This is a genomic window from Gallaecimonas pentaromativorans, assembly GCF_003751625.1.
Taxonomy (GTDB): Bacteria; Pseudomonadota; Gammaproteobacteria; order Enterobacterales; family Gallaecimonadaceae; genus Gallaecimonas; species Gallaecimonas pentaromativorans.
In genome coordinates, this window is the sequence record NZ_RJUL01000003.1 from 85,042 (window position 1) to 110,439 (window position 25,398).

The following is a 25,398-nucleotide window of genomic DNA, read 5'->3' on the forward strand; positions in this document are numbered from 1 at the left end:
AGTTTAGCCAAGGCCAACGCCAATGCCAAAAAACTCCCTTTATGACGGCGCCCATGAGCTTGCCGATCTGCCGCTGGGTAAGACCAGCCAGTATCAGGACCAATACGACCCCAGCCAGCTTCGCGCCGTGCCAAGAAGCCTCAACCGCGACAGCCTGGCCCTTGGCGATGCCCTGCCTTTTGTGGGCGAAGACATCTGGAACGGCTATGAGCTGTCTTGGCTCAACGCCAAAGGCAAACCGGTGGTGGCCCTGGCGCAGTTTCGCTTCCCGGCTACCAGCCCCAATTTGGTTGAATCCAAGTCCTTTAAGCTCTACCTCAACAGCTTTAACCAGACCCGTTTTGAAAGCGCAGATGCACTGAAAGCGGCCCTGGAAGCAGACCTGAGCGCCACCGCCGGTGGCAAGGCGTCGGTCAGCCTGTATGGCCCGGCAGACCTTGCCGCCATGCCTTTGGCTGACCTCGATGGCCAGTGCCTTGATGAATTGGATATCGAGGTAGATGACTATCACTTTAACCCCGATATTCTCGACGGCCTGGGCGGCGCCGAGCAGGTGGAAGAAAAGCTGGTTAGTCACCTTCTTAAATCCAACTGCCTTATTACCTCCCAGCCCGATTGGGGCTCGGTGCAAATTCATTACCGCGGCCCCAAAATCGACCGGGAAAAGCTGCTGCGCTACCTCATCAGTTTTCGCCAGCACAACGAGTTCCACGAGCAATGTGTCGAGCGCATTTATATGGATTTAAGCCGCCGCCTGGCTCCCGAGTTTCTGCTGGTATCGGCCCGCTACACCCGCCGCGGCGGCCTTGACATCAACCCCTGGCGCGCCAGCGAGCCGGTATTGATGAGCAACCCCCGCCTGCCCCGACAATGAAAAAAGCCCGCATAATGCGGGCTTTTTATCAGGCCTTGTTGGCATCCGGCGCTGGCAGGTCAATACCAAGCCAGGCCTTGAAGGCCACCTTCTGGGCGCGGGAAGGATGCTTGACCGGTACCACCTTGTACTCGGCCGGGCGCTCGCCAAGGGTTACCTCCAGACTTTGCAGGGCGTCGCGGCGAAACAGGGTCAGTTTGACCTTGTCGCCGGCCTTATGGGCTTTGAGGCGCTCCTCCAAGGTGCCGGGCACCAGGCGCAAGCCATCAAGGGCCACCAGGATATCGCCATCGCTGAGCCCCGCCTGCCAGGCAGGAGAGTCCTTTTCTACTCCCAGCACCGCGCCTTTGTCATCCAGGGTCAGGCCGGTAAAAAGAGCTTGGTCACCGGCGTCGAGCTTGAGACCGAACTGGTCCAGCAGCGCGTCAAAATCGATATCCCCCAGTGGCGCTTTGACCTTCTTGGCCCAAAAGGCGCTGTAGTCCTTACCGGAGAGGCTTTTCAGCTCGTCCAGCAGGGTCTGGTCGTTAAAGGTTTCAGGGATGCGGTGCTTGGCGTAAAGACGCTGGTGCAGGTCACGGTAGCTGACCTTATTGGCAGTGGTTTTTAAAAGGTCGGCATCCAGCAGCCAGGACACCAAGGCCCCTTCGGAGTAGATATTGACGCTGAAGTTGTGGCCGTAATCGCCGCCTTTTTCTATCCAGCTGTCAAAGGAGGCCTGCGACACCGATTGGCTGAACCGGCCTGGATTGGCTCGGTACGCCTTGATGCTGCTGGCCAATACCTTGAAGTATTCCTCCGGCTTCATCAGGCCAGCCCGCAGCAGCAGTTGGTTTTGAAAATAACTGGTGGAACCTTCGGCCAGCCACAGCAAGGTGGCGTAGTTCTCGTGCTGGTAGTCGTAGGGCACCAGGCCCTCTCCCCGGTAGGCCTTGACGTTCCAGGTGTGCACAAATTCGTGGGCGGCGGTCCCCAAAAAGCGCAGGTAGGCCTCGCGGGGCGCAAAATTGTAACGGCTGGTCTGGATAATGGTTGAGTTGAGGTGTTCGGTGGCGCCACGCTCACCGCTGGTGGCATGCACCATAAACAGGTACCGGTCAAAGGGGTAGCCTTGCCAGATGGCCTGGCTGGCGGTAACCATCTTTTTAAGATCGTCGGCCATTTGCTGGCCCTGGTAGTTGCCGTCGCCCCAGATAACCAGTTGGTAGTCCTTGCCGCCGGCGCCGAAGGCATAATCCTGGTGGATGCCGGTTTCGATGGGCGAGTCGATCAGTACGTCATAGTTGGCCGCCTTGAAACTATGCTCGCCTGTTTTTTCCATGCCGGAGGCCGAGCGCCAGCCCTTGGGCACGCTCAGTGCCACCGTTACCGGCTGCTGGCGGGTGGCGGCGCTGTAAAGAAAGGCGCCGCTGGCGTCGATAAAGGCATGGCTGTCGTCGATATGATGCAGGCGCTCACCCAGGCGATTGGCATAGAGCTGGTAGCTCACTTTGAGGGTACCGCTTTGCTCTGCCATCACCCGCCAGGTGCTCTTGTCTATTTTCTCGATAGCGACCGGCTGGCCGTCTATGCTGGCGGTAACGGCACGTAAAGTGTCAGCCTGATCAAGGATTTGGTAGCGACCGGTACGCCAGGCAGGCATCATCAAATCCACCTTGCCCGCCCCTTTGGCCTGGGTCATTTCTACCTGAGCCAGGTGGTGAGCCGGATCGGTGATTGTCATCTGATATTGCACGTCGGCCTTGGCCGAGAGGCTGGCAGCGGCGCACAAAATGGCAAAAAGAGGTTTCATATAATGGCGTCTCTTGGTCATTATGTTTTTGAATATGAAGGTTATGTTAGCAACTGTGCCAAGACACACAACGGCGCTTCGACCGCCGGTAGCAGGATAACGATAAAACGGACATGAGAACGCTACTGCTTTGCCTGGCGCTGGCCAGCCTGCCGGTGCTCGCCGTCACTTCCGATGAACTTCAGGACGCCCGCCTGGAGGTCTCAGAGCATCCTGATGCGGCCCTCACCCTGGCCGAGCATACCCTTGCCGACCCCAATGCCAAGGCCCTGTATTTTCAGGCACTGCTTCTTAAAAGCTGGGCTGAACTTAAAGAAAATCCGCAAAACACCGACATTTCAGCGGCTTTGGAGAAGCTTAAAGCCCTGGCAGCAGAGGGAACGACCCCTTTGCTTAAAGCCGATTACGCTTTTCTTCGCGCCTCCGTGGCCATGGAGCAGCACGCCGACAGCAACACCGCCCAACCCTTGCTGGAAGAGGCCATGAGTTACTGCCGGCCTTTTAGCCAGATGGCGGCCTATCGTTACTGCGCGGAGATCACCGCTTATGCCGCCAACAGTTACGCTTTCAGTGGCGATCTGGCCAAAGCCAAAACCTTGATTGGCGACAGTTACCGCTTTGCCAAACTCGGCGGCAGCAACGGCACCTACCTGGACGTCAAACTGCTGGAAGCGGCCCTTGCCCGGCGCCAAGGAGACTCAGCCAAAGCCCTGACCCTGCTAAAAGAAGCTGAGCTGGAAGCCCAGCAAATGGGCGAGAAGCGCCGCCAGGGGCGAGCACTCAGTCGCCAAGGCTTGATTTATCTGGAATTAAGCCAATATAGCCAGGCCGAGCAAAACCTGATGGATGCCCTGGCGCTTTTTGAGCAACAAGGCGATAAGGCCGACACCGCTGAGACCTTTCGTTACCTGGGGCAAATGATGCTGGCCCAGAACAAGACCAACCTGGCCATAGTGCAGTTCTACAACGCCCTAGATATCGCCAACCAATTGCATTGGCAGGTGACCGCCAGCAGGCTGATGCTGGATATCGGCCAAACCTACCATCAAATGGGCAACCTCAAAAAGGCCCAAGATTTTCTCAGCCGTGCCATGGCCACCATGGAGAGTCATAACCTCAGCCTGTATCTGCCCCGCGCTCACTATCAAATGGCACTGCTTTATGAAGATAAAAAGCAGGACGACAAAGCCGCCATTGAGCTCAACGCCGCCCTCGACGGCACCCGCAAAAACCCCACGGTCGAGCGCCAATTGGAGCTCGATACCATGAACAGGCTGGTGGCCCTCTATGAACGTCAAGGCAAATATAAAGCGGCCCTGGATATGGCCAAAGCCGTGGCAGCCCTACCCGCGCACGATGCTCCCCGTCAGCCGGTGACCATTGAAGTGGTTGCGCCGCCAACGCCATTCCCCCAACACAATGATGGTACGCCGCCTTGGATAATGGTTGTTACCGGGGTAGTGGGGTTGATATTGGGCGTTGCTGTGACTTGGCTACTGACCCGCCGGCGCCGGCCCACCAAGCCGCGTAAAGACAAAGTGGCTTTGCATCCGGCCAGCGGCTTTTTAAGCATGCAGGGCTTTTTAAACGAAGGGGACAAACTGCTGGGCGAGCTGCGCCTGGCCATGGATGTCACCAATGCCGGCAGCACCAAACCAGACCATCAACCCCTCGCTGCCATTCTGTGTAATTTGCCCGGTATGGCCAGCGCCTACGAAACCTATGGTTTTGAGCAAAGCCGCCAAGAGCTTCGCCGTTTTGCCAAACAGCTGCAAAACCTGCTGCCCGAAGCACGAATGATGGTTCAGCCCTCTCGCGATTACCTGCTCTTCGTGCTGCCAAGCCCAACCGGTGGTAAAGAAATGCAGCTCACCGAGCGACTGCGCCAGGTCATTTCGCTGGCCGCCAAAGACACCTTTTTAGACATGAAAGAGCTGTGCTTTGCCGGCACCTTGCTGCCGCTGCTGCCCTACCACCCCAGGGTGGGCTCGGCCATGACCGTGTTCGAGACCTTGCTCTTTACCCTAAGCCTTGGCTGCATCGGCAAACCCTTTAGCGACTTGTGGCTGATTGGCCAAAGCTGCACCCTGCCTTCGGCCATGTCCGACCCACTCAGAGAGAGCCTGGGAGAGGCCATGCAAAACGGCACGGTCAAGGTGGTGGGGCTACCTTATGGAGAACTGACCCAGCGTTTGCAACAGCTGGCTGCCCGTCAGGAAACTTTCAAGGTAAACTGGCCAACAGTAGAAGAGGCTCAGCCCATTGTATGAGTGACCCTGTTGATATGGATGGCAAATCGCCCGAATCGTTGTCTGTTGGTCTGCGCCTGCAGGAGCAGCAAAACCGTGCCCTGCTTGAACAACTTGATCTGGTCAGCCAGTTACTGCGCCGCACCTGTCATCTGTCCTTTGGCTTAGACCCTGAATTGGATAACGATCTGCAGCGCCTCTCTAACCTGATGCTCACCCCGGAAAAGCTGACCCGCAGCCAAGGGCAACTGGCTGGCCTTAGCGATCAGCTAGGTCTGCAACAGGACAAATACGAAAAGCGCCTCGCCCACTGGCAGGCGAGCCTCAACGACACCCTCAAGCAACTCAATCAAATAAATGGTTTGCCCAGTGAGCTTCGCCGCCAGTTAAAGGCTCTTATCAGCGATCTGCATCTGCCCCGGGTGAGTCTCTATCGCCTGTTGCCACTCACCCAAGAAGCCCTCAGCCTGCTGCTAAAAGTGGCCACTCTGCACCGGCGCCAACCCGACAGCGACACCGGCAACGATACCTTGGCAGCCATGGTGGACCAATTAGTCGCCATGGTATCGAGCCTGAATCTTTCCGGCGCCGACCATGAGCTGCACCAGATACGCCGCCAGCTACTCTCCCCTATTACCCAGGACGGGCTGCTGGATCTGACCGTCGAGTTCCTGCAGGTAGTGATCAAGGTTCTTGATAAAGAGCGGCGTCAGGCCAAACAGTTTTTGCAACTGGCCAGCGACAGCCTCAAGGATCTGCACCAACGCACCACCCGCACCCTGGGCGAGCACCACCAGGGCAATCGCCAGCAGCAGGTCATCAATGGCCGCATCGATAACCTGCTGGTCGAGCTGACCCGCGGTCTTGACGCCAATAACCTGCAACAAGCCGGCCAGTCCATGGCGCAGCTGAGCAGCCTGTGGCAGGAGAAGATGCAACTGGAGGCCGGGCTTTTTGACGAGCAGCGCCTGCGCCTCGAAGAGCTGCAACAACAGGTTGCCGACCTGGAAACCCGCGCCGAGCAGTTTCGTAACCAGCTGGCCCAGCAGCGCCTGGACAGCCTCAGCGACAGCCTTACCCAGTTGCCCAACCGCGCCGCTTTTGACGAGCGATTGCTGGCCGAACACAAGCGCCTGCAACGCTTTGGCCACCCCTTGTGGATGGCCATTTTGGATGTGGACCACTTCAAGGACATCAACGATCGCTTCGGCCATATCGCTGGCGATAAAACCTTAAGGGTGATCGCCCATACCATCCGCCGCAGCCTGCGCGACACCGATTTTATCGCCCGTTTCGGCGGCGAAGAGTTTGTGATCCTCTTTCCCGAGCTCGAAGAAGCCGACCTGCACCGCCCGCTCACAAAAATTCGCGAGGCGGTTCGCAATATCCCCTTTAAATTCAAAGACGAAAGTGTCAGGGTCACGGTATCCATCGGCGCGACCGAAGTGCATGCCGCCGAGCAACCCATGGTGGCCTTTGAACGCGCCGACCAGGGTCTTTATCAGGCCAAGAACAACGGCCGCGACCAGGTAGTGATCCTCTCCAGGGAGTAAGGATGATCGTACAACTCAGTCCCATCGGCAGCATGAGCATGTTGTCGCAACTGGAAGTGGACAGCCTCAAGGCCAGCTCCCGTTCCAGCATCTACCAACTGTTCCGCAACTGCTGCCTGGCGGTACTCAACTCCGGCAGCCAGACCGACTCCAGCAAAGAAATTTTGGAGAAATACAAGAACTTCGAGGTCAACGTGCTGCGCCGCGAGCGGGGCGTCAAGCTAGAACTGATTAACCCGCCGGACGACGCCTTTGTCGACGGCAAGCTTATTCGCGGCATCCACGAAAGCTTGTTCTCGGTGCTAAGGGACATCCTTTACGTGTCGTCCCGCATCGACACCCAAGATCTCAACCTCACCCAGGCCAGCCACATCACCAACCTGGTGTTCGCCATGCTCCGTAACGCTGGCGCCTTAAGGCCCAGCAGCGAAGCCAACATGATTGTCTGCTGGGGCGGCCACTCCATCAGCGATGTGGAGTACGACTACTGCCACGAGGTGGGTTACCAGCTTGGGCTGCGCGAGCTCAATATCGTAACCGGCTGCGGCCCCGGCGCCATGGAAGGCCCCATGAAGGGCGCCACCATCGGCCATGCCAAGCAACGGGTGGGCGGCGCCCGCTATATGGGGCTTACCGAGCCCTCCATCATCGCCGCCGAACCCCCCAACCCCATCGTCAACGAACTGGTGATTTTGCCGGATATCGAAAAACGCCTTGAAGCCTTCGTGCGCATGGCCCACGGCATTATCGTCTTCCCCGGCGGCGTGGGCACAGCCGAAGAAATTCTCTACCTACTCGGCATCCTGATGCACCCGGAGAACCGCAAGCAGGCCTTGCCGGTTATTTTTACCGGCCCCGAGCAAAGCGCCAGCTACTTTGCCAAGCTCGACGAGTTTATCCGCGCCACCTTGGGGCCTGAGGCCGCCAACCATTACCAAATCATCATCGACGATGCCGACTTAGTAGCGCGCCACCTCAAAGCCGCCATGCCCGAAGTGCTGGCCTATCGCCGCACCGAAGGCGACGCCTTTTACTTCAACTGGTCGCTGAAAATCGAGCCCGAGCTGCAATTGCCCTTTGAGCCCAGCCACGACAGCATCCGCGACCTGCACCTGTACCCGTCCCAAAGCAAGGTGACCTTGGCAGCCAACCTGCGCCGGGTGTTCTCCAGCATCGTCGCCGGCAACGTCAAGGAGCAAGGCATCAAGGCGGTGGAAAAACACGGCCCCTTTGTTATCGACGGCGACCCGAAAATCATGGCCGACATGGACAAACTCCTAAAAGACTTTGTCTTCCAAGGGCGCATGAAGCTGCCCGGCAGCACCTACCACCCCTGCTATAAAATCGCCCAAAGCTAATGCCCCGTCTTGTTCTGATTGATGCGTTGAATCTTATCCGCCGCCTGCATGCTGCCAACAGCGCGCAGGTGGTGGCCGCCTGCGACGGCGCCTGGCAGCGCATCGCCAAGGCGCTGGAGCCAAGTCATGCCCTGGCGGTGTTTGACGGCAAGGCGCCGTCCTGGCGTTACCAGCACTTTGCCGATTACAAAGCCGGGCGCAGCCCGATGCCAGAAGACTTGGTGCCAAGGCTCGGCGACATCGCCACCACCTGGCAAAAAAGCGGCCTCAAAAGCTGGTTCCCCGAGGCCGAAGAGGCCGACGACCTTATCGCCAGCACCGCCCTTGCCGCCCGTAGCCACAATGTGGCGGTGGCGGTGGTCTCGACCGACAAGGGCTATGCCCAGCTCCTTGACGCCGGCGTGGTGCAATATGACCCCTTTGGCCGCCAGTTCCTCGGCGCCCAGCACTGGCAGCAAAAGCTAGGCATCAGCCCTTCGCAACTGACCGACTACCTGGCCCTGACCGGCGACAGCACCAACGCCGTGCCCGGGGTCAGTGGCGTCGGAGCCAAAACCGCGGCTCAGCTCCTTGGGCAATACCGTCATCTTGCTGACATACTGGCATCAGAGGCTGATGACAAAGCAGTGCTGAAGGTCAAGGCCGACGCCAAGGCAGCGTTACTGGCCAAAACCCTGGCCACCTTGCGTGGCGACCTGCCTCTGCCCTTTGGTTTGTCCGATTTGAGAAGGGGTTAGTAATGAAGATTCTCATCACCGGCGGTGGTCGTGGTATCGGCCTGGAACTGGCCAGTTTCTACGCCATGCGCCATCAGGTCAGCGTCACGGTGCGCGACGAGCGCCACGCCAACAAGGTAGCCAGCCTCGGTGCCCGGCCGCTGTTTTTGGATCTCAACCAGCAGCAATCCATCAACGATCTGGCCAAGACCTTGAACGGCGAAGCCATCGACATCCTTATCCATAACGCCGGGGTGTTGCACCCCGAAGGCGATTTGGACGAGGTAGATGCCTTTAACTTCGCCCACAGCATCCAGGTCAACGCCCTTGGCCCCTTGTTGCTGACCCAGGCGCTGCTGCCCAATCTGTTGGCCGGTCAAACCCGCAAGCTGGTGTTTATCACCTCCTTGATGGGCTCGATGAGCGACAACGGCGCCGGCAGCTATTACAGCTACCGGGCCAGCAAGGCAGCCCTTAATTCGGTAGCCAAAACCCTGGCGGTAGATCTCGCCTCAGACGGCGTCAAAGTAGGGATTTACCACCCAGGTTGGGTGCAAACCGACATGGGCGGCCCCCGGGCGCTGATTGATGTCGGTACCTCGGTGGCCGGGCTTACCGCCCGCATTGACGAGCTGGACGAAACCCGCTCGGGGCGCTTTCTCAATAACGACGGCACGCCCCTGCCCTGGTAAAAAAAGCGGCCCGAGGGCCGCTTTTTTCATGCCTTTTGGGGCGTCTTTTTCTCTTCCTTGGCCTTAGGGGCCGGGCGATAGGGTTCGCCCTGGCTCCACCAGGTGGGAGCTGGCGCCCCTTTTAGGAAGTGGTCGAAAAAGGCCTTCATCTTGATGGTGTAATCGAGCTTGTTGGGATACTGCTTGAGGTGATGGGGCTCCCCTTCGTATTGCAGCATCACCACCGGTTTGTTGAGGCGGCGCAGCGCCGAGTACAGCTCAATGCCCTGCTGCCAGGGTACGGCATCGTCCTTGTCGCCAAACTCAATCAGCAGCGGCGTGTGGATGCGGTCGGCATAAAACAGCGGCGAGTTTTCGATATACAGCTCCGGCGCCTCAAAGAGGCTCTGGCCGATACGGCTTTGGCCGGTTTCGTACTGGAACTGGCGAGAAAGGCCAGTGCCCAGGCGAATGCCAGAATAGGCGCTGGTCATGTTGGAGACCGGCGCGCCGGCAGCGGCGGCGGCAAAGATATTGGTCTGGGTGACCACATAGGCGGTCTGGTAGCCAGACCAGCTATGGCCGTGCAGGCCGATGGCCTTGGGGTCGGCAATGCCCATGTCGACCAGTTTTTGCACCCCCGGCACCAGCGCCGACACCGAACTTTTGCCCGGGGTGCCGATATCAAAGCGGATATCAGGCAGGAACATGGCATAGCCGTTGGAGGTGTAGTAGGCAAAGTTGGGCCTGTGGTTAACCTTGAACTCGTTGAAGCGATAGAGTCGGTCGGTCATAAAGCGGTAGTAATAGACCAGCACCGGGTAGCGCTTACCAGGCTGGTAACCGGCGGGTTTTATCAGCACCCCGTCCAGCGGCGTGCCGTCCAGGTTGTGCCAGTGCACCAGCTCCGGCTTGCCCCAGGCCAATTCCTTGGTGACGGGGTTAACCTCGGTGAGCTTGCGCGGCGCGCGAAAATCGCCGTTATCCACCCACAAATCCGGGAACTCGCTGAACGCCTCGCGGGTAAAGAGCCAGGTGTCGCTGCGCTTGGCCTTGGCCACAAACTGGTAGGTGTTGGGCGATACCAGCAGCGGCGACACCCCGTCCTGGCCGAGGGTCAGGCGGAAAAATCCGGTGTACTTGTCTTTGTCGGAATACCCGGTTAGCAGCAGCTTGTCGCCGTTTTTAACCTCGGGCCGGTCTGAGTCTGGGCTCACTACCCTAAGTTCGAGCTTATCGGCCCTTTTGTGGGTCAGTTGCTTGGCCTTGCCGTCCACCCCCATCTGCCAGATGTCGAACTTGTCGTACACCAGCACCGCCGAGCCGTCGCTATACCAGGGGCCAAAGCCGTAACCGGGGGCGGGCGCCGGGTAGTCGTTGTCTTCGTCGCCAAAGCCGATGGGCAGGCCTTTGCTGAGGTTGGCCAGCTTTTGCTTGCGGATGTCGGCAATTTTCACGTCGCCGGCGTCAAAAAACACCGCAAAGTGGCCCTGGGGCGAGAGGCTCGGGGCTTGGCCGAGATGGCGGGCAATCACCTGCTTTTCACCGGTGGAGAGGTTGACGGCGTAGTAATCGCGGTAAAAGCCGTTCCAGGTCACTTCCTTAAGGTAAGGAATGTCGCTCGAGCCCAGCAGGTAGCCGCTTTGCTCGCCCATGGCCACATCCGGCACTTTTTTATCCGCCAGCGACACGAACCGGCCGTTATTGAGGTGAAACACCCCCAAGTAGCGGTGTTTTTGCCGCTCCTTGTAGCTGAGCTTTTCCTGGGGCTTGATGCGCGGGTCGTCGCCCTGCCAAACCTCCAGGGTGCGGCCAGCAACAATTTTGTCGATGTTGGTCAAATCGCTCTGGCTGTGCACATCCGGGGTAACCCGGGTGTCGGGGGCCGCTAGCGGTTTGCGGCCCACAAAGAGGCGGCGGTCATCGAGGGTAAAGCGCAGCTCGTTGGGGGCGCTGACGTAAAAGCCGTCTTCCGGGGTTTGCAGCTCCTTGAGCTTGCCGCCTTGAGAGACCAGTACCTGGTAGGGGCGGCTTTGCTCGTCATCGCTTTTGTTGCCGCGAAGGGCGGCGTAGAGCTTGCCGTCTTTACTGAAGCTCAGTTGGCGATAGAGCTGGCCGGTACGGCTTTGCACCAGCTCGCTTTGGCCGGTAAAAAGGCGCAGCTCGCCCTTGTCGCCGTCGGCTTTGGGGTCGATGGCATACAGCAGGGCGTCGCTGCCGGGTTTGAAGGCAAAATCCGCCACCTTACCCAAAGATTGCGGCTGGCCGTTTTCAAGATTCACCAGCAGCAGGATTTTCTCGGCCTTGGCCTTTTTAGCGCCTTTTTCATCGGAACTTGGCGCCTTTTCAAGCTCTACCGCCAGGCGGCCGCCCTTGTCGGCCAGGGCAAAGCGGCTCACCGCCTCAAAGCGTTGTTGGCGGCCGGTTTGGCTGTCTATCACCACCAGCGCCTTTTTAAGCTTGTCCTTTTTCTTGGCCTGCTCGGCCTGCAACTGCTCAAGGAGGCTGGCCGGCTGCCAAAAGGCCACATAGCGGCCATCTGGGGTGAGCACCGGCGCGGTGCCGCCAGAGACGGTCAGCTTTTTGCTGCCGCCTGTTAGGCGCACTACACCAACAGCATCGCCCCGGTCGGGCTGGGCACTAAAGGCCGCCACGGCGCCGTTGTCTGAAAGCACAGGTTGGTCGATGGATTTAAAGGCCATTAAATCCTGCAAGGTAACAGGGCGGCCTTCGGCGTAGGCGCCGGTGCTAAGCACGGCACTGAGCAGCAAGGTACGGATAGCAAACATGGCAGTCACGCTTCTAGGGTTTTGGGCGAGTCTAGCAACGGCCTTGGCCGCGGCCAACGCACAGGCCACGGACAGCTGCCAGCAAACGACAAGTTGATAAGACGTAACAACGCATTACGTAGAGAACAGCGGCTAAATATGCTATAAAAGCGCGCTTCACAGGCACCTGACTGTTAATAGTGCGGCAGTTATGGTCGCCTTTACTACAATACCAAGCATGCAAAATTGCACGGAGTCAGTGCGTCATGAGCAAACAACGTATTACCGTGATCCCAGGCGACGGGATCGGTCCCGATATCATCGATTCTGCCCTTAAGGTCCTCGACAAGGCAGGCTGCGACTTTGAATACGATTTTGCCAAGGCTGGCCTTGCCGCCCTGGAAGAAACCGGCGAGCTGCTGCCCCAGGAAACCCTGGATCTGATTGAAAAGAATAAAGTTACCCTCAAAGGCCCACTGACGACTCCGGTTGGCGGCGGTTTTACCTCCATCAACGTTTCCCTGCGTAAAAAATTCCAGCTGTACGCCAACGTGCGCCCGGTACTGTCTTTTAAAGGCACCAAGGCCCGTTACGACAACATCGACATCATCACCGTGCGTGAAAACACCGAAGGCATGTACTCCGGTGCCGGCCAAGTGATGAACGAAGAGCGCACCCAGGCCGAAGCCAAGTCCCTCATTACCCGTGACGGCGCCAAGCGTATCGTGGAATTTGCCTTCGACCTGGCTCGCCGTGAAAACCGCAAGAAAGTCACCGCCGTTCACAAGGCCAACATCCTCAAAACCACCTCCGGCCTGTTCCTGGAAGTGGCCCGTGAAGTGGCCAAGGAAAACAGCGACATCCAGTTCGAAGAGATGATCGTTGACGCCTGCTGCATGAACCTGGTGATGTACCCCGAGCGTTTCGATGTCATCGTCACCACCAACCTGTTCGGCGACATCGTTTCTGATCTGTGCGCTGGTCTGGTCGGCGGCCTGGGTATGGCTCCTGGTGCCAACATTGGCGCCGGCGCGGCCATCTTCGAAGCGGTGCACGGCTCTGCCCCTGACATCGCCGGCAAGAACATTGCCAACCCCAGCTCCGTTATTCTGGCCTCCATCCAGATGCTCGAATACCTGGGCATGCAAGACAAAGCCGAGAAGATCCGCAAGGCGCTGACCGAAGTCATCGACTCTGGCGACCGTACCACCCGCGACCTGGGCGGCACCGGCTCTACCACCGACTTCACCCAGTCCATCCTGGACCGCCTCTAAGCCTCGGCTTAGTTAAAAAGAGGCCCCAACCGGGGCCTTTTTTATGGACGCCGCATGAACGCCGTACTGGAACTCAAACAGCGCCTCAAGGCTCAAAGCCAGCGGCCTTATCTTGCCCGTGGCCACAAGGTGGTGCGCTGCGAAGGCTGCGCCCTGGTGCCACAGTTTTGTCTGTGCCCGCATCGCCGGGCGCTTAAAAGCCGGCTGGAATTTGCGCTTTTGATGCACCGCAACGAGCCTTTTAAGCCCAGCAATACCGGCAAGCTGATTTGCGACTTGCTCCCTGAGACCCGCGCCTTTGCCTGGCACCGCACCGAGCCAGATCCGGCGCTCCTTGACTGGCTGGACGAGACCACCCGCATCGTTTTTCCCAGCCACTATGTGCAGCCGGCGCGCCTGGCGCCGCTGCCCGAGACTGGCCCGGTCAAGCTCCTTATCCTTGATGCCACCTGGCCCCAGGCGGCCAAGATGCTGCGCGCCAGCCGCTATTTGGACCCTTACCCGGTGACCGCCATCGACGGCGAGCTTTTGTCGGGCTTTTTGCTGAGAAACCAACACCAGGACGGCCACCTGTGCACCGCCGAAGTGGCGGCGCTGCTGCTGGAGCAAGCCGGGGAAGGGTTTAACGGCCAGTACCTCACCGCCTGGCTTGGCGCCTTCTCGGCCCATTATCTGGCCGCCAAGCGCCACGGCCTGCCGGGGCCAGAGGCGCTTTCGGCGCTAACGGCCTTAGGAACCCAAGCATAAAAAGGGCAGCCATCAGGCTGCCCTTTTTACTGCCCGGCGCTACTGGCCGGCGGGTTTTCAACCAAGGTCTTCTCTATGCCGCCGCCCAGGGCCTGATAGAGGGTCATCAGGTTACTGAGCTGGTTATAGCGGTTTTGCACCACCGAGAGTTCGGCGGTGCGGCGCCGCTCTTGCTGGTCGAGAAAGTCCTGCACGTCGGTGGCGCCGCTTTCATAACGCACTTTAGCGATTTGCTCGGCTTCCTTGGCCGCCGCCAGGTATTGCGCCAACACCTCGCCCTGGCGCCGGTAGTTGTCGCGGGCCGACAGGCTGTCTTCCACTTCTTTAAAGGCGCTGTAGAGGCTCTGGCGGAAGTTAACTACCGCCTTTTGGTATTGGGTGTCGGCCACCTGGATGCTCAGATCCCGGGTATGCCACTGGATAAAGGGCAGCGCCAGGCCGGCCCCGAGGGTTGCAATGGGATTTTGCAGCACGTTTTTAAGGGCATCGGAGCTTGAGCCCAGGCTGCCGGTGAGGGTCAGGCTGGGGTAGAAGCTGTCGGTCACCGCATCGACATTGGCAAGGCTTGCCTTAAGGCGCCATTCGGCGGCTTCCAGGTCGGGGCGGCGGGCCAGCACATCGGCCGGTAGCCCGGCTGGCACCGCCGGCAAGGTGATAGCCGGCAGGCTCGCAGGCTCGGCTTCCTGGTTATTGGGGCCTTGGTTAAAGAGGATGGCAAGGGCGCTGCGGGCCTCGCTGCGCTGCTGCAAAAGGGCCGCCTGATTCGATTGCTGCGAGGCCACCGATTGCTGGGCTTGCAGCAGCTCGAGGCGCGATACGTCCCCGGCCTCATAGCGCACTTTGACCAGCTCAAGGGTCTTTTGGGCGTAGCCAATGGAGGCCTCACCGTCGCGAATCGCCTGGTTGAGGTAGCCAAGCTGCCAATACAGCTGGGCGGTGGTGCCCACCAGCGCCAGCGCCGTTGCCTGGCGATCATAGCCGGTGGCAATGGCCTCCCAGGCGTCCTGGTCGCGGGCGGCAGCCAGCTTGCCCCACAGGTCCAGCTCGTAAGAGAGGTTGAGGTTGGCAGAATAGCTCGGGTCGCTGCTGGCGCCGTGCTTGATGTCCTTGGACTTGCTGGCGCTGACACCGGCCGAGACATCCGGGGTCAGGTTGGTATTGGTAAGACCGGACTGCAACATGGCCTGGCGCAGGGTCAGGGTGGCGGCAGCCAAGTCGTTGTTGTTGGCCAGCACCTTGTCGATAAGGGCGCTGAGCGCCGGATCGTTAAAACTGTCCCACCAGCGCGCATCGGCCGCATAGGCCTGGCCCGAGAGCGGTTGGCTCCACTGGTTGGGGATGGCCGCATCGGGGCGTTGGTACTGGGTGCGGGCGCAGCCGCCAAGGGCCAGGGCAACAGTCAAGGCCAGTAACAAGGGTTTGGCGTTATTCACGGGCAAGGGCCTCAATGGGGTCGAGCCTGGCGGCGTTACGGGCCGGCAAGAAGCCGAACACCACGCCAATCAGGGAAGAACAGACAAAGGCGCCAACAATGGCGGTGGCCGAAAAGCTCAGGCTCAATGAGCTCGCCATTACCGACATCACGGCGCCAACCGCAAAGGACAGCAAAATGCCGATGGTGCCGCCCAAAAGGCACACCAGTACCGCCTCTATCAAAAACTGCTGCAGGATATCGGTCTGGCGGGCACCCACCGCCATACGAATACCAATTTCCTTGGTCCGTTCGGTCACCGACACCAGCATGATGTTCATCACCCCGATACCGCCGACGATAAGGGAGATAACGGCGATAGAGGAGATCAGCAGGGTCATGGTGGCGGTGGTTTTGGTGACCGCCTGCAAGATGCTGTCGGAGCTTCGGGTGAAGAAGTCCTTGGTGCCGTGGCGGTTGGTGAGCAACTGGGTAATACCCTGCTCAGCCAGCGCGTTGGAGACACCGTCGGCTACCCGCACCGTCAGCGAGCTGAAAAAGTGCTGGCGCAGCATGCGGGTCATCACCGAGGTGTAGGGCACGTAAATTTGCAGGTTCTGATCAAACCGAAAAGCGCTGTCTTTGTCGTTGGCCACCGCGACGATGGTAAAGGGCACATTGCCCAGCATCACCACTTTGCCCAGCGCATTGCCGTTTTCCCCAAACAGGGTCTTTTGGGTGTTTTTATCCACCACCGCTACCTGGGCCAGGTTTTTCACGTCAAGGGCCGAAAAGCGCTCGCCAGTGGCCATGGTCATGTCTTCTACATCGAAGTACTGCTCCGATACCCCGCGCACCGTGGCATCAGATGCCACGTTGCCGTAGCGGGCCTTGACCGAGGTAGAAAGGTTGGGGGTGGCGCTATCGATATAGACCTGGGCCTGCAGGGCCTCAAGATCCGAGGGCACCAGGGTTTGGATGCGGTTGGAATGGCGGTCGCCAAAGCCGGTACCGGCAAAGATATCGATGGTGTTGGTGCCGATGGCATTGATGTTCTCAATCACCTGCTGGCGGGCGCCCTGCCCCACCGCCACTACCGTGACCACGGCCGTAATGCCGATGATGATGCCAAGCATGGTCAGCAAGGTGCGCATCCGGTGCGCCGCCATGGCGATGGCCGCCATCTTGAAGGCTTCGCCAAAGCGGCCCCAGCCACTAAACCAGGGGGCGCTGCGCTGGCCGGGTTTGTCCATGGCCGCCGGCCCTTCCAGGGGCACGGCGTGGTCGATGGCACGGTCGGCAATGATGTCGCCGTCGCGAATCTCGATAACCCGCTTGGCGTGGTTGGCCACGTCCATGTCGTGGGTCACGATGATCACCGTATGGCCAAGCTCGTTGAGCTCTTTGAGGATGGCCATCACTTCCTTGCCGCTCTGGGTGTCCAGGGCGCCGGTGGGCTCGTCGGCAAGAATAACGTCGCCGCCGTTCATCAGGGCCCTGGCAATACTGACCCTTTGCTGCTGGCCGCCAGAAAGCTGCCCCGGCTTGTGGTGGCCACGGTCGGCCAGGCCAAGCCGTGCCAGCAACTGCTGGGCCCGCTCGCGGCGGCTTTGCTTGCCGGCGCCGGTGTAAATGGCGGGCATCAGCACGTTGTCCACGGCGTCCAGATGGGTCAGCAGGTGATAGCGCTGGAAGATAAACCCGAAGTGTTCGCGCCGAAGCGTGGCCAGTTCGTCAGAGTCCAGGGTGCTGACATCCTTGCCCGCCACCCGGTACTGGCCCTTGGAGGCTTTGTCCAGGCAACCGAGGATATTCATCAGGGTGGATTTACCTGAGCCCGATTGCCCGACAATCGCTACCATTTCACCGGCGTTTATTGTCAGGTTGATGTTTTTGAGCACCGCTACGTCGTCGTCGCCGGAGCGAAAATAACGCCAGATGCCGGTCAGTTCCAATAAGGCTGCCATGGCTTAGAACCCGAACGGGCCACGGCGGCGGCGGCCGTCTTCACTGAAGGTCATGGCGTTATCGCCTACCACCAGTTTGTCCCCTTCCTTGAGGCCATCGAGCACCTGCACATGGATGTTGTCACGAATGCCGGTGGTGATGGTCTGGGGATGAGGGGGGCGGCCATGTTGCAGCACCAACACCTGATAGCGGTTGTTGCCAAGGGATTTACCCAACTGGGAGATGGGAATGGACAGGGTGTCCTTGGCTTCGCTTTGTACGATGTGCACTTCGGCGGTCATGTATTTACGCAGCTCATGGCCGGGGTTTTGCACGTCAAAGAGGCCGTAGTAATACACGGCGTCTGTGGCGTCGGAGCTGGACGACTCGCTGGACGAGCTGCCGCTGATGGTGGTGGGGTACGGCTCGATGCTGCGCAAGGTGGCTTCAAAACGCTTATCGGGCTCGCCAAGGGTGGTGAAATAAACATGCTGGCCGGCTTTGACCTTGGTGACATCGGCCTCGGAGATCTCGGCCTTGACAGTCATGGTGTCGAGGTTGGCCAGCACCAGGATGGTCGGGGCGCTTTGGTTGGCGTTAACGGTCTGACCTTCCTTGGTGACAATAGAAGTGACCACCCCGTTCATGGGGGCCGTTATCTGGGTGTAACCGAGGTTGGTCTTGGCAGTGTTCACCTCCAGCTCGGCCTGCACCACTTGCGCCTTGATGGCGGCAATGTCGGCCAAGGTGGTCTGGTAATTGGCTTCGGCCGACTCCAAGTCAGCCTTGGCGGCAGCGTCCTGGCGGCTCATGGCCTGCTCGCGCTGGTACTGGGCCTGGTATTGGCGCAGCAGCGCTTCCTTGGCCTGCTTTTGGGCCCGCACATTATCCAAAGAGGCTTCGGCGGTTTGCAGGTCGTTTTCTTTGATGGTGGGGTCGATCACCGCCAGCAGTTGGCCTTTGCTGACCGTCTCGCCAAGGCTGACGTTAAGCTTTTGTACCTGGCCCGAGACCTGGGCGCCCACATCCACTTCCTGGAAGGGCTCAAGCACACCGCTGGCCAGCACCGCGCTTTCGATGTTGGCTTTTTTAACATCAACGGTGAGGAAGTTGTGCTTGGGAGGCCGGGGCCAGAACCACCAAGCCAGGGCTAGCACCAACACCAGGGCCAGCAGCCACCAGGGCCATTTACGCAAAAGCTGTTTATTCATTCCCTTATCCAACACTGTGGGTACTTTGTCATGGTGTTAGTTAACCATGACGAAAGCACTGAAATCCTTATCTTTTAACAACTTTACAGTGTTGTAGAAGTGGCAATCAACGGCATTGCTCGTACTTGTAGCCAAGGCCGTAAACCGACTGGATAAGCTCGTGCTCGGGGGTGAGATCCTTGAGCTTTTTACGCAGTTTTTTCACGTGGCTGTCTACGGTGCGCTCCGCCACCACCCGGTAATCGCGGTACATGGCGTTCATCAATTGTGCCCGCGAATAAATGCGCCCCGGCTGCTGGTAGAGGATTTTCAACAGCTCGAACTCGACCTTGGTCAAATCGATGGTGCTGGCGCCGTGGCGCACCTGGTAGGCGTGGTTGTCCAGCACCACTTTGTCGCTGTGCCACTGGCTCTGGGTGCGGCGCAGCAGGCCGCGGGCCCTGGCCACCACTTCCCGGGGACTGAAGGGTTTGCAGATGTAGTCGTCGGCCTGCAGCTCCAGGCCCAGCAGCCGGTCTACCTCGTCGGTGCGGGCGCTGAGCATCATGATAGGTACCATGGAGATAGCGCGGATACGCCGGCAGATCTCCAGGCCGTCGATGCCCGGCAGCATCAGGTCCAGCAGCACCAGGTCAAATTCCTGCTCACCAAAGACCGTCATCACCACGTCGCCCCGGTCCAGGTGCACGCAGTCAAAGCCGGCGGCCTGGAAGTACTCCACCAGCAGGGTGGCAATTTTCAGCTCGTCTTCAACGATAAGAACGCGACTATTCGTATTCATGACTCTCTTCCAACGGCAATCTGATGATCCACGACAGACCGCCCATGGGGCTGTGATCTGCCTGCATATGCCCGTGATGGGCCTGGACTATGGCTTCGGCGATGGCCAGGCCCAACCCCGACCCGCCGCTGCCCTTGTTACGGGAGCGCTCGTCCCGGTAGAGCCGCTCGGTCAGCCGCTTGAGGGAGGCATCGCTCACCCCCGGCGAGGAATCCGACCAATGCAAGAACAGCTCGCTGCCGGAGTCCACCAACTCGACATGCAGCTTGCCCGGGGCCTCGGTGTAGGCCAGGGTGTTCTTCATCAGGTTGTCCAGCAACCGTGACAAATAACTGCTGTCGCCCACCACCCACAGGTTGTTTTTCACATTCACTGTCAGGCGGATGCCCTTACGACTAAGCCCCTGGGAATGGAGTTCCAGCGAACGCCACAGCAATTGTGAAAAGTTCAAGGACTTAAGCTGATAGTTGACGGCGCCCACTTCCGATACCGACAACACGTGCAGGTCGTCCACCAGCCGCACCAGGTTTTCCACCTCGACGATCAGCGAGTCCACGGTCTGTGGCGTCCATTTACGGATGCCGTCTTGCAAGGCTTCCAACTCGCCCTTGAGCACCGACATCGGGGTGCGAAGATCGTGGGCGATATCCGCTATCCACTGCTGGTTGGCCTCGCGGTTTTGATAGAGGGCCTCGGATAAGCGGTTGAAATCCTTGGCAAGATGGGCAAATTCATCGTTACCGGCGATATCTACCTTGATGCCGTGTTCACCGCGAATAAGGGCCCGGGTGCCCACCGCCAGCTTCTCCATGGGGGTACCGAACCAGCGGGTTAGCACCAGGGCCACTCCGACTGTCATGACCATGGCCACGATCAGCACCACCAAGTAGCCCCACAGCTGCTGCTGCTTAAAGGCGTTGACGATGTTTTGGCCCAGCATGGTGCGAGGCTCATAGCCCAGGTAGCCCACCACCTTGCCCCCCGCCAGTATGGGTTTAAATTGCAGGTTATGGGGCTCTTGGGGCGGCCCCATTATCTGCTCGCCGTTGGCGTCGAATACCCGCAGCATGGGAGAGAGCAGCGAGCCGTCGTCACTGGTCCGGGTTATGGCCGGGCCGATAAAGGCGCCGCGATCGTCAAAGCGCTCAGGGGGGCCGTCCATTTGCCCATCCCCTTGTCCGGGCGGGGCAAAGCGGCCCTGGCCAGGTTCAGGCCCTTGGCCTTCACCTGACCACTGCGGCGGTGGCCCCATTTGCGGGTCGTGCTCTTGGCCCCGTTGAGGGCTTGGCCCCTTAAAAGAGGCTTCGGCGCCACTATCGAAGGCGATGCTGACCTTGCCGTTTTCATCGGCGCAGCGTGGCGCCGGCCCAGATTGGTCAAACAGGTATTTGTTGATGAGCCCGAACAAAAAGCAGCGGTCCTTGGCCAGCCACTGCCAGTCATTGTTGTGGCTCTGATAAGCCTCGCTAAGAGCCACCACGATAGGGGTCAGGCGCTGTTTTTCCACCGACGCCTGGTAGGTTTCCAAGCCGCGGTCAAACACCCAGGCCGTTGCCAAAATGGCGGCGATAAGGACGGCGATCTGCAACGACGAGATAGCCAGCAGCAATTTCCCCTTGATACTGCTCAGCAACTTGAATCTACCCACGGCTCTGCTTTTTACCCTTGTAAAAATACCAGCCAATTTTGCAAGCATTCGTCATTTTAATCCTCACTCTTTACCGGACTTTGCACTCTGTTTGCGCCGTTGCTGCACATTTTGAAATTAAGCTCGCCTGCATACCTAAATAGGAGGAGTGCGTCCATGTCACGCCACTTGCTTGCACTGAGCCTTGCGCTGGCAACCCTTGCCAGCGGTTGTGCATCCGGCCCGTCTGCCCCGCCCAAAGGCGCTGAAGCCCGCGCCCTGCCGGCCCCCGGCAACCCGGTCCAGAAAATGGATGAAGCCAATCCCGACGACCCCTACTACGCTGCCCTGGAGCCCGGCCCGGCGCCGATGCAAGTGGAGCCCACCGGCTCGCTGTTTAACGCCGCCCAGGCCCGCAGCCTTTATGTGGAGCAGTCCCATTACCGGGTTGGCGACATCATCTCGGTGCAACTGGCCGAGTCCACCAAGGCCAGTAAAAAAGGCAGCACCGAAATAAAGAAAAAGAACGATTTTACCCTCGACCCCATTGGGGTGCCGGGGGGCAATTTGAAAATCGCCGGCCGGGAAGTGAACCTTGATATCAACCAGGAGCAGAACTTCAAAGGCGACGGCAACGCCAGCCAGAGCAACGACTTTGAAGGAGAGCTGACGGTAACGGTGATGAAGGTGCTGCGCAACGACAACCTGCTGGTGCGCGGTGACAAGTGGCTGCTCATTAACAACGGCAAGGAATACATCCGCCTGACCGGGGTGATCCGCGCCAAGGACGTGGCCCCTGACAACACGGTGCAGTCGACCAAAATCGCCAACGCCCGCATTGAATACTCCGGCACCGGCGCCCTGGCCAACAGCCAGCGCCTGGGCTGGCTGACCGACAAGCTCAATAACCCCACAGTGTGGCCGTTCTGATGCGTGCGCTGCTGCTGACCTTGGCGCTGCTGACCCTGGCCGGGTGCAGCTCCGAGCAACTGGTGCGCTACCAGTTAAAGGCCCCCGAGAAGAGCACCGTACTCAAAGCCACCGGCTACGCCCCCATCGAGGCGCAGCTTGGGCCAAGCTACGAGGAAAAGCTCATCCAGGCCCAGCAGGCCTCGCGCCTTGACGCCTACCGGCGCCTGGCAGAACAGCTCTATGGCCAGCAAGTGCGCGCGCTATCTCGGGTTAAAGGCTCAACGGTAGACCGCCAAGTGATGGAAACCCGGGTCCAGGGCCTCGTTCGGGGCGCCACCCTGGTGGGCAACTATATCGAAGGCAAGTTCTACACCACCAAATTGCAGCTCGACACCGCCGTGCTGGCCGACCTTGGCACGGTAGAGAATGAAGCGGTGGAGACCGAAACCAAGTGGTGGTATTGATGCGCCCCTTGCTGCTGGCCGCGCTGCTGCTGCCACACCTTGCCCAGGCCGCCTGGTATACCGGCACCGGCACCGCGCCGGTTATCAACAGCAATAAAGAGCTGGCCCGCCAGCAGGCCACCCGCGCCGCCATCCGCGACGCCGTGCTTAAAGCTGGCGCTTCGGTGTCCATCGTCAACGACGTGGACAACGGCAGCCTCACCGGCAACGCCTTTCAGGTCAGGGCCAAAGGCCATATCACCCAGCTGCAACGCCTCGAAGAATACAGCCGCGACGACAAGGTGTCGGTGACGGTGCGGGCCGATATCTGGAACGACGGCGCCGTCTGCGACGGCCGCCTGACCAGCAAATCGGTGGTGGTAGCGCCTTTGACCCTGAGTCACCCGGAGCAGGCCATCTGGGGCGGCTTGGAAGACTTGCCACAAGCCGTGTCGGCGCGGCTTTTTGAGGAAATGACCAAGGCCCAGGCCGACTTTCTGCCCAAAAGCCTGCTGAGCGCGCCGCTGGCGGTTAACCCCGCTCGCCTCGAACCTCATGACCGCCAGGAGCTGCAAAGCCTGGCCGAGCAAAAGCAGGCCCAGTACCTGGTGCTGGGCAGCATCAACAACCTCACCCTCGGCAAAATCGAAGGGGGGCTGCTGAGCAGCGACCAGCTGATCCGCCAATACGGCATGACCCTCTACCTTATCGACGGCATCTCGGGCCTGCCCATTCTCAGCAAGCGTTATGAGAGCCGCACCCTGTGGCCTTTTGCCGTTAACGCCCAGCTCGACGTGCAAAGCGATCAGCTGTGGCAATCGGCCTATGGCCTTGAAATAAGCCGCCTGGTGCGCGCCGGAATAGAAGACATGAGCGAAGCCCTCAAATGCGTGCACCCAAAAACCCGGGTGATAAGGGTTGAGGGCGGCAGTCTTGATGTCGCCATGGGGGGGCGCCAAGGGGTGCGGATAGGCGACGTGTTCCGCCTGTCTCACCAGTACAATTTTACCGATGACGGCGGCATCGATTACAGCAGCCTCAACGACGAAAACAGCGAGTTCGAGGTGGTCAAGGTCTACCCCGACCACAGCCAGCTTTCGCCCCTGAACGGTGATATGCCGATGAACATCCAGATCAGGGATCTTGTGCAACTGGACAGCTTCTGGGAGTAACCATGGAGATAGGTAATCTTTTTTCCGGGCTTGGCGGCCAAAGCGCCACCGACAAAACCAAGAGTGATGATACCGACACCACCCTGGCCGGGTTGTCCGGCCTTGGCAGCACATTGGCCGCGGTCACCGGCACCGGCACCGGCACCCAGCCGGCAAGCGACAGCGGCTTTGATCTGGTGCTTGGCCAGGTGATGCAACAAGCCATTGGCGGTATCGGCAGCAGCGCCACGCTTACCCAGCAAAGTGGCAGCCAGGCGGTGAGCTTTTTAAGCCAAAGCCTGGTGTCGGGGCTGACCATGGCCATGCTACCCACCGCCAGCAGCACCGAAAGCGCCGCCAAGCAGACCGCCAAAGACAGCGGCGGCCTGAAGATGTTTGCCGATGGCAACACCCCGTCGCTGGGGGACTTTATAGACATAGTCAATCCGCTGCAGCATATCCCGGTGGTGGACCGCTACTACCAGAAATGGACCGGCGACGAGCAAGGCTACGTGCCGCAGATGCTGGGCTCTACCCTCTATGGCGGCGCACTGGGAGCCGCCACCACACTCGCCAGTATTGGCGCCACCGAAGCGCTGGGGAAAAACCCGGTCGATTATGTGACAGATAAAATCACCGGTGATGATACCGCCGCCAAAACCGCCAGCACCACCAAAACCCCATGAAAAAGCCGGCTAATGCCGGCTTTTTTCAACTCACCCTCGGCGCCCCGCCAATCACCCCCTGGGGCGAGAGCAGGTATTGCCACAGCTGAATGTCGCGGGCCCGAAAGGCACCGGCACAAGACAACAGGTAATAGCGCCACATCCGGTAAAAGCGCGGCGGGTAGTGATCGGCAAAGTCAGGCCAGATAGCCTCGAAATTCCGGTACCAGGCCATCAGGGTTTTATCGTAATCGCTGCCGAAATTGTGCAAGTCTTCAATCACCATCAGCCCGTCGGCGGCATCCCCCACCTGCCCGACCGACGGCAGGTCGCCGTTGGGGAAGATGTATTTGTCCACCCAGGGGTCAGGGGTGCTGGTGCGCTTGTTCTTGCCGATGGTGTGCAGCAGGCAAAGGCCATCTGGCGCCAGGCAGCGACGAGCCACCGCCATAAAGGTACGGTGGTTCTTGCGCCCCACATGCTCGAACATGCCGATACTGGCAATGCGATCAAAAGGCTCGTCGAGGGTGCGGTAGTCTTCAAGGCGGATATCGAGCTTGAGGTGGCGATAACGCTTAAGGGCATATTGCTGCTGCTCGCGGGAGATGGTCACCCCTACCCCTTTAATGCCGTAGTGCTCGGCGGCGTAGCCTAAAAAACTGCCCCAGCCGCAGCCGATGTCCAACACCCTCATGCCGGGGCGCAGCCCCAGTTTGCGGCACACCAAATCGAGCTTGGCCTCCTGGGCCTGGTTAAGGGTGGTGGCGTTTTTCCAATAGCCGCAGGAATAAGCCAGGCGGTTATCCAGCATGGCCTCGTAGAAACGGTTACCCAGATCGTAATGCTGCTCCCCCACCTGCCAGGCGCGGCGGCGGTTTTGCAAATTGAAGAGTTTGGCCCGAACCACGTTGCCCACCAGCTTCCAGGGCTTGAGATATTGCGGAATATCGGCGCGCAGCAACTTGCAGAAGAACAGATCCAGCGATTCGGCGTCCCAGTCGCCATCCATGTAGGACTCGCCAAGGCCCAGGTTGCCCCTGGCCAGGGCATCGTCAAACACCCGGGTATTGTGCACCTGCATATCCCAGGGACGGTCGCCGTTGATTTGAATATCGGCCTTAGCCAGCAGCTGTGCTGCCAGGGCCATGGAAGCACCCCCTTTAAGCGGCTTCATCACAGCGCTGACTTTGCTTGGTGTGTTGGTCACCCGAACCTCCTTTACGCATGCGTCGGTTGGTTACTTTCATG

At 59.4% G+C, this 25,398-nt stretch carries 20 protein-coding genes; 12 read left to right on the forward strand and 8 right to left on the reverse strand.

Translation table 11 applies throughout. The features are described 5' to 3' along the window. Positions 1–22: 22 nt before the first annotated feature. Positions 23–874, forward strand: a complete 852-nt coding sequence (gene queF, locus EDC28_RS05955) for an NADPH-dependent 7-cyano-7-deazaguanine reductase QueF (protein WP_123420987.1) — start codon at positions 23–25, stop codon at positions 872–874. Positions 875–902: 28 nt separating this feature from the next. On the opposite strand, the gene EDC28_RS05960 is transcribed toward queF, so the two are convergent. Then, the gene (locus tag EDC28_RS05960; protein ID WP_123420988.1) at positions 903–2,666 is read right to left on the reverse strand and encodes a M61 family metallopeptidase; all 1,764 of its coding nucleotides are present in this window, start codon (positions 2,664–2,666) and stop codon (positions 903–905) included. Between the two features lie 113 nt (positions 2,667–2,779). Between EDC28_RS05960 and EDC28_RS05965 the strand changes: the two genes are divergently transcribed. From EDC28_RS05965 to EDC28_RS05985, 5 genes are read left to right on the forward strand one after another with little or no spacing between them, the layout of a single operon-like run. Then, positions 2,780–4,936, forward strand: a complete 2,157-nt coding sequence (locus EDC28_RS05965; protein WP_123420989.1) for a tetratricopeptide repeat protein — start codon at positions 2,780–2,782, stop codon at positions 4,934–4,936. Beyond that, a complete protein-coding gene (locus tag EDC28_RS05970) occupies positions 4,933–6,468 on the forward strand; it encodes a GGDEF domain-containing protein (protein ID WP_123420990.1) in 1,536 nt (511 codons plus the stop codon). Before EDC28_RS05965 ends, EDC28_RS05970 begins: the two co-directional genes overlap by 4 nt. Positions 6,469–6,470: 2 nt before the next feature. Continuing rightward, positions 6,471–7,826 (forward strand): nucleotide 5'-monophosphate nucleosidase PpnN, encoded by a 1,356-nt coding sequence (gene ppnN, locus EDC28_RS05975; RefSeq protein ID WP_050657402.1) that lies wholly within the window; start codon positions 6,471–6,473, stop codon positions 7,824–7,826. Beyond that, a complete protein-coding gene (locus tag EDC28_RS05980; protein ID WP_123420991.1) occupies positions 7,826–8,563 on the forward strand; it encodes a 5'-3' exonuclease H3TH domain-containing protein in 738 nt (245 codons plus the stop codon). Before ppnN ends, EDC28_RS05980 begins: the two co-directional genes overlap by 1 nt. 2 nt (positions 8,564–8,565) lie before the next feature. After that, a complete protein-coding gene (locus tag EDC28_RS05985) occupies positions 8,566–9,234 on the forward strand; it encodes an SDR family oxidoreductase (RefSeq protein WP_123420992.1) in 669 nt (222 codons plus the stop codon). 26 nt (positions 9,235–9,260) lie between these two features. Here the strand turns inward: EDC28_RS05985 and EDC28_RS05990 are convergent, their stop codons facing one another. Beyond that, positions 9,261–12,002 carry a S9 family peptidase gene (locus EDC28_RS05990; protein ID WP_123420993.1) on the reverse strand — a complete coding sequence of 914 codons (2,742 nt, stop codon included), beginning with the start codon at positions 12,000–12,002 and terminating at the stop codon, positions 9,261–9,263. Positions 12,003–12,247: 245 nt separating this feature from the next. On the opposite strand from EDC28_RS05990, the gene EDC28_RS05995 reads away from it, so the two are divergent. Both EDC28_RS05995 and EDC28_RS06000 read left to right on the forward strand, forming a co-directional pair. Then, entirely contained in the window at positions 12,248–13,255 is a 1,008-nt protein-coding gene (locus EDC28_RS05995) for an isocitrate dehydrogenase (RefSeq protein WP_050657398.1), read from the forward strand. Positions 13,256–13,309: 54 nt separating this feature from the next. Beyond that, on the forward strand, positions 13,310–14,002 hold the full coding sequence (locus tag EDC28_RS06000) for a tRNA-uridine aminocarboxypropyltransferase (protein WP_123420994.1): 693 nt from the start codon (positions 13,310–13,312) through the stop codon (positions 14,000–14,002). A 26-nt stretch (positions 14,003–14,028) separates the two neighbouring features. Here the strand turns inward: EDC28_RS06000 and EDC28_RS06005 are convergent, their stop codons facing one another. The 5 genes from EDC28_RS06005 to EDC28_RS06025 all read right to left on the reverse strand — a co-directional run bounded on the left by EDC28_RS06005 (position 14,029) and on the right by EDC28_RS06025 (position 21,000). After that, entirely contained in the window at positions 14,029–15,435 is a 1,407-nt protein-coding gene (locus tag EDC28_RS06005; RefSeq protein ID WP_123420995.1) for an efflux transporter outer membrane subunit, read from the reverse strand. Then, positions 15,428–17,380 carry a MacB family efflux pump subunit gene (locus EDC28_RS06010; protein WP_050657395.1) on the reverse strand — a complete coding sequence of 651 codons (1,953 nt, stop codon included), beginning with the start codon at positions 17,378–17,380 and terminating at the stop codon, positions 15,428–15,430. Before EDC28_RS06010 ends, EDC28_RS06005 begins: the two co-directional genes overlap by 8 nt. Before the next feature lie 3 nt (positions 17,381–17,383). After that, positions 17,384–18,571 (reverse strand): macrolide transporter subunit MacA, encoded by a 1,188-nt coding sequence (gene macA, locus EDC28_RS06015; RefSeq protein WP_123420996.1) that lies wholly within the window; start codon positions 18,569–18,571, stop codon positions 17,384–17,386. A 106-nt stretch (positions 18,572–18,677) separates the two neighbouring features. Continuing rightward, positions 18,678–19,352 (reverse strand): response regulator, encoded by a 675-nt coding sequence (locus tag EDC28_RS06020; protein ID WP_123420997.1) that lies wholly within the window; start codon positions 19,350–19,352, stop codon positions 18,678–18,680. Continuing rightward, positions 19,339–21,000 (reverse strand): ATP-binding protein, encoded by a 1,662-nt coding sequence (locus EDC28_RS06025; RefSeq protein WP_170164044.1) that lies wholly within the window; start codon positions 20,998–21,000, stop codon positions 19,339–19,341. The genes EDC28_RS06020 and EDC28_RS06025 overlap by 14 nt, the downstream gene beginning before the upstream one ends. Before the next feature lie 156 nt (positions 21,001–21,156). On the opposite strand from EDC28_RS06025, the gene EDC28_RS06030 reads away from it, so the two are divergent. The 4 genes from EDC28_RS06030 to EDC28_RS06045 are packed head-to-tail and all read left to right on the forward strand — an operon-like array spanning position 21,157 to position 24,171. Beyond that, the gene (locus EDC28_RS06030; protein ID WP_123420999.1) at positions 21,157–21,909 is read left to right on the forward strand and encodes a flagellar basal body L-ring protein FlgH; all 753 of its coding nucleotides are present in this window, start codon (positions 21,157–21,159) and stop codon (positions 21,907–21,909) included. After that, complete coding sequence (locus tag EDC28_RS06035) at positions 21,909–22,355, forward strand: LPP20 family lipoprotein (RefSeq protein ID WP_050657390.1); 447 nt, start codon at positions 21,909–21,911, stop codon at positions 22,353–22,355. The genes EDC28_RS06030 and EDC28_RS06035 overlap by 1 nt, the downstream gene beginning before the upstream one ends. Then, a complete protein-coding gene (locus EDC28_RS06040; RefSeq protein WP_123421000.1) occupies positions 22,355–23,506 on the forward strand; it encodes a flagellar assembly protein T N-terminal domain-containing protein in 1,152 nt (383 codons plus the stop codon). The genes EDC28_RS06035 and EDC28_RS06040 overlap by 1 nt, the downstream gene beginning before the upstream one ends. 2 nt (positions 23,507–23,508) lie before the next feature. After that, the gene (locus tag EDC28_RS06045; protein WP_123421001.1) at positions 23,509–24,171 is read left to right on the forward strand and encodes a hypothetical protein; all 663 of its coding nucleotides are present in this window, start codon (positions 23,509–23,511) and stop codon (positions 24,169–24,171) included. Positions 24,172–24,196: 25 nt separating this feature from the next. Here the strand turns inward: EDC28_RS06045 and cfa are convergent, their stop codons facing one another. After that, the gene (gene cfa, locus EDC28_RS06050; RefSeq protein WP_123421233.1) at positions 24,197–25,324 is read right to left on the reverse strand and encodes a cyclopropane fatty acyl phospholipid synthase; all 1,128 of its coding nucleotides are present in this window, start codon (positions 25,322–25,324) and stop codon (positions 24,197–24,199) included. Between the last annotated feature and the right edge of the window lie 74 nt (positions 25,325–25,398).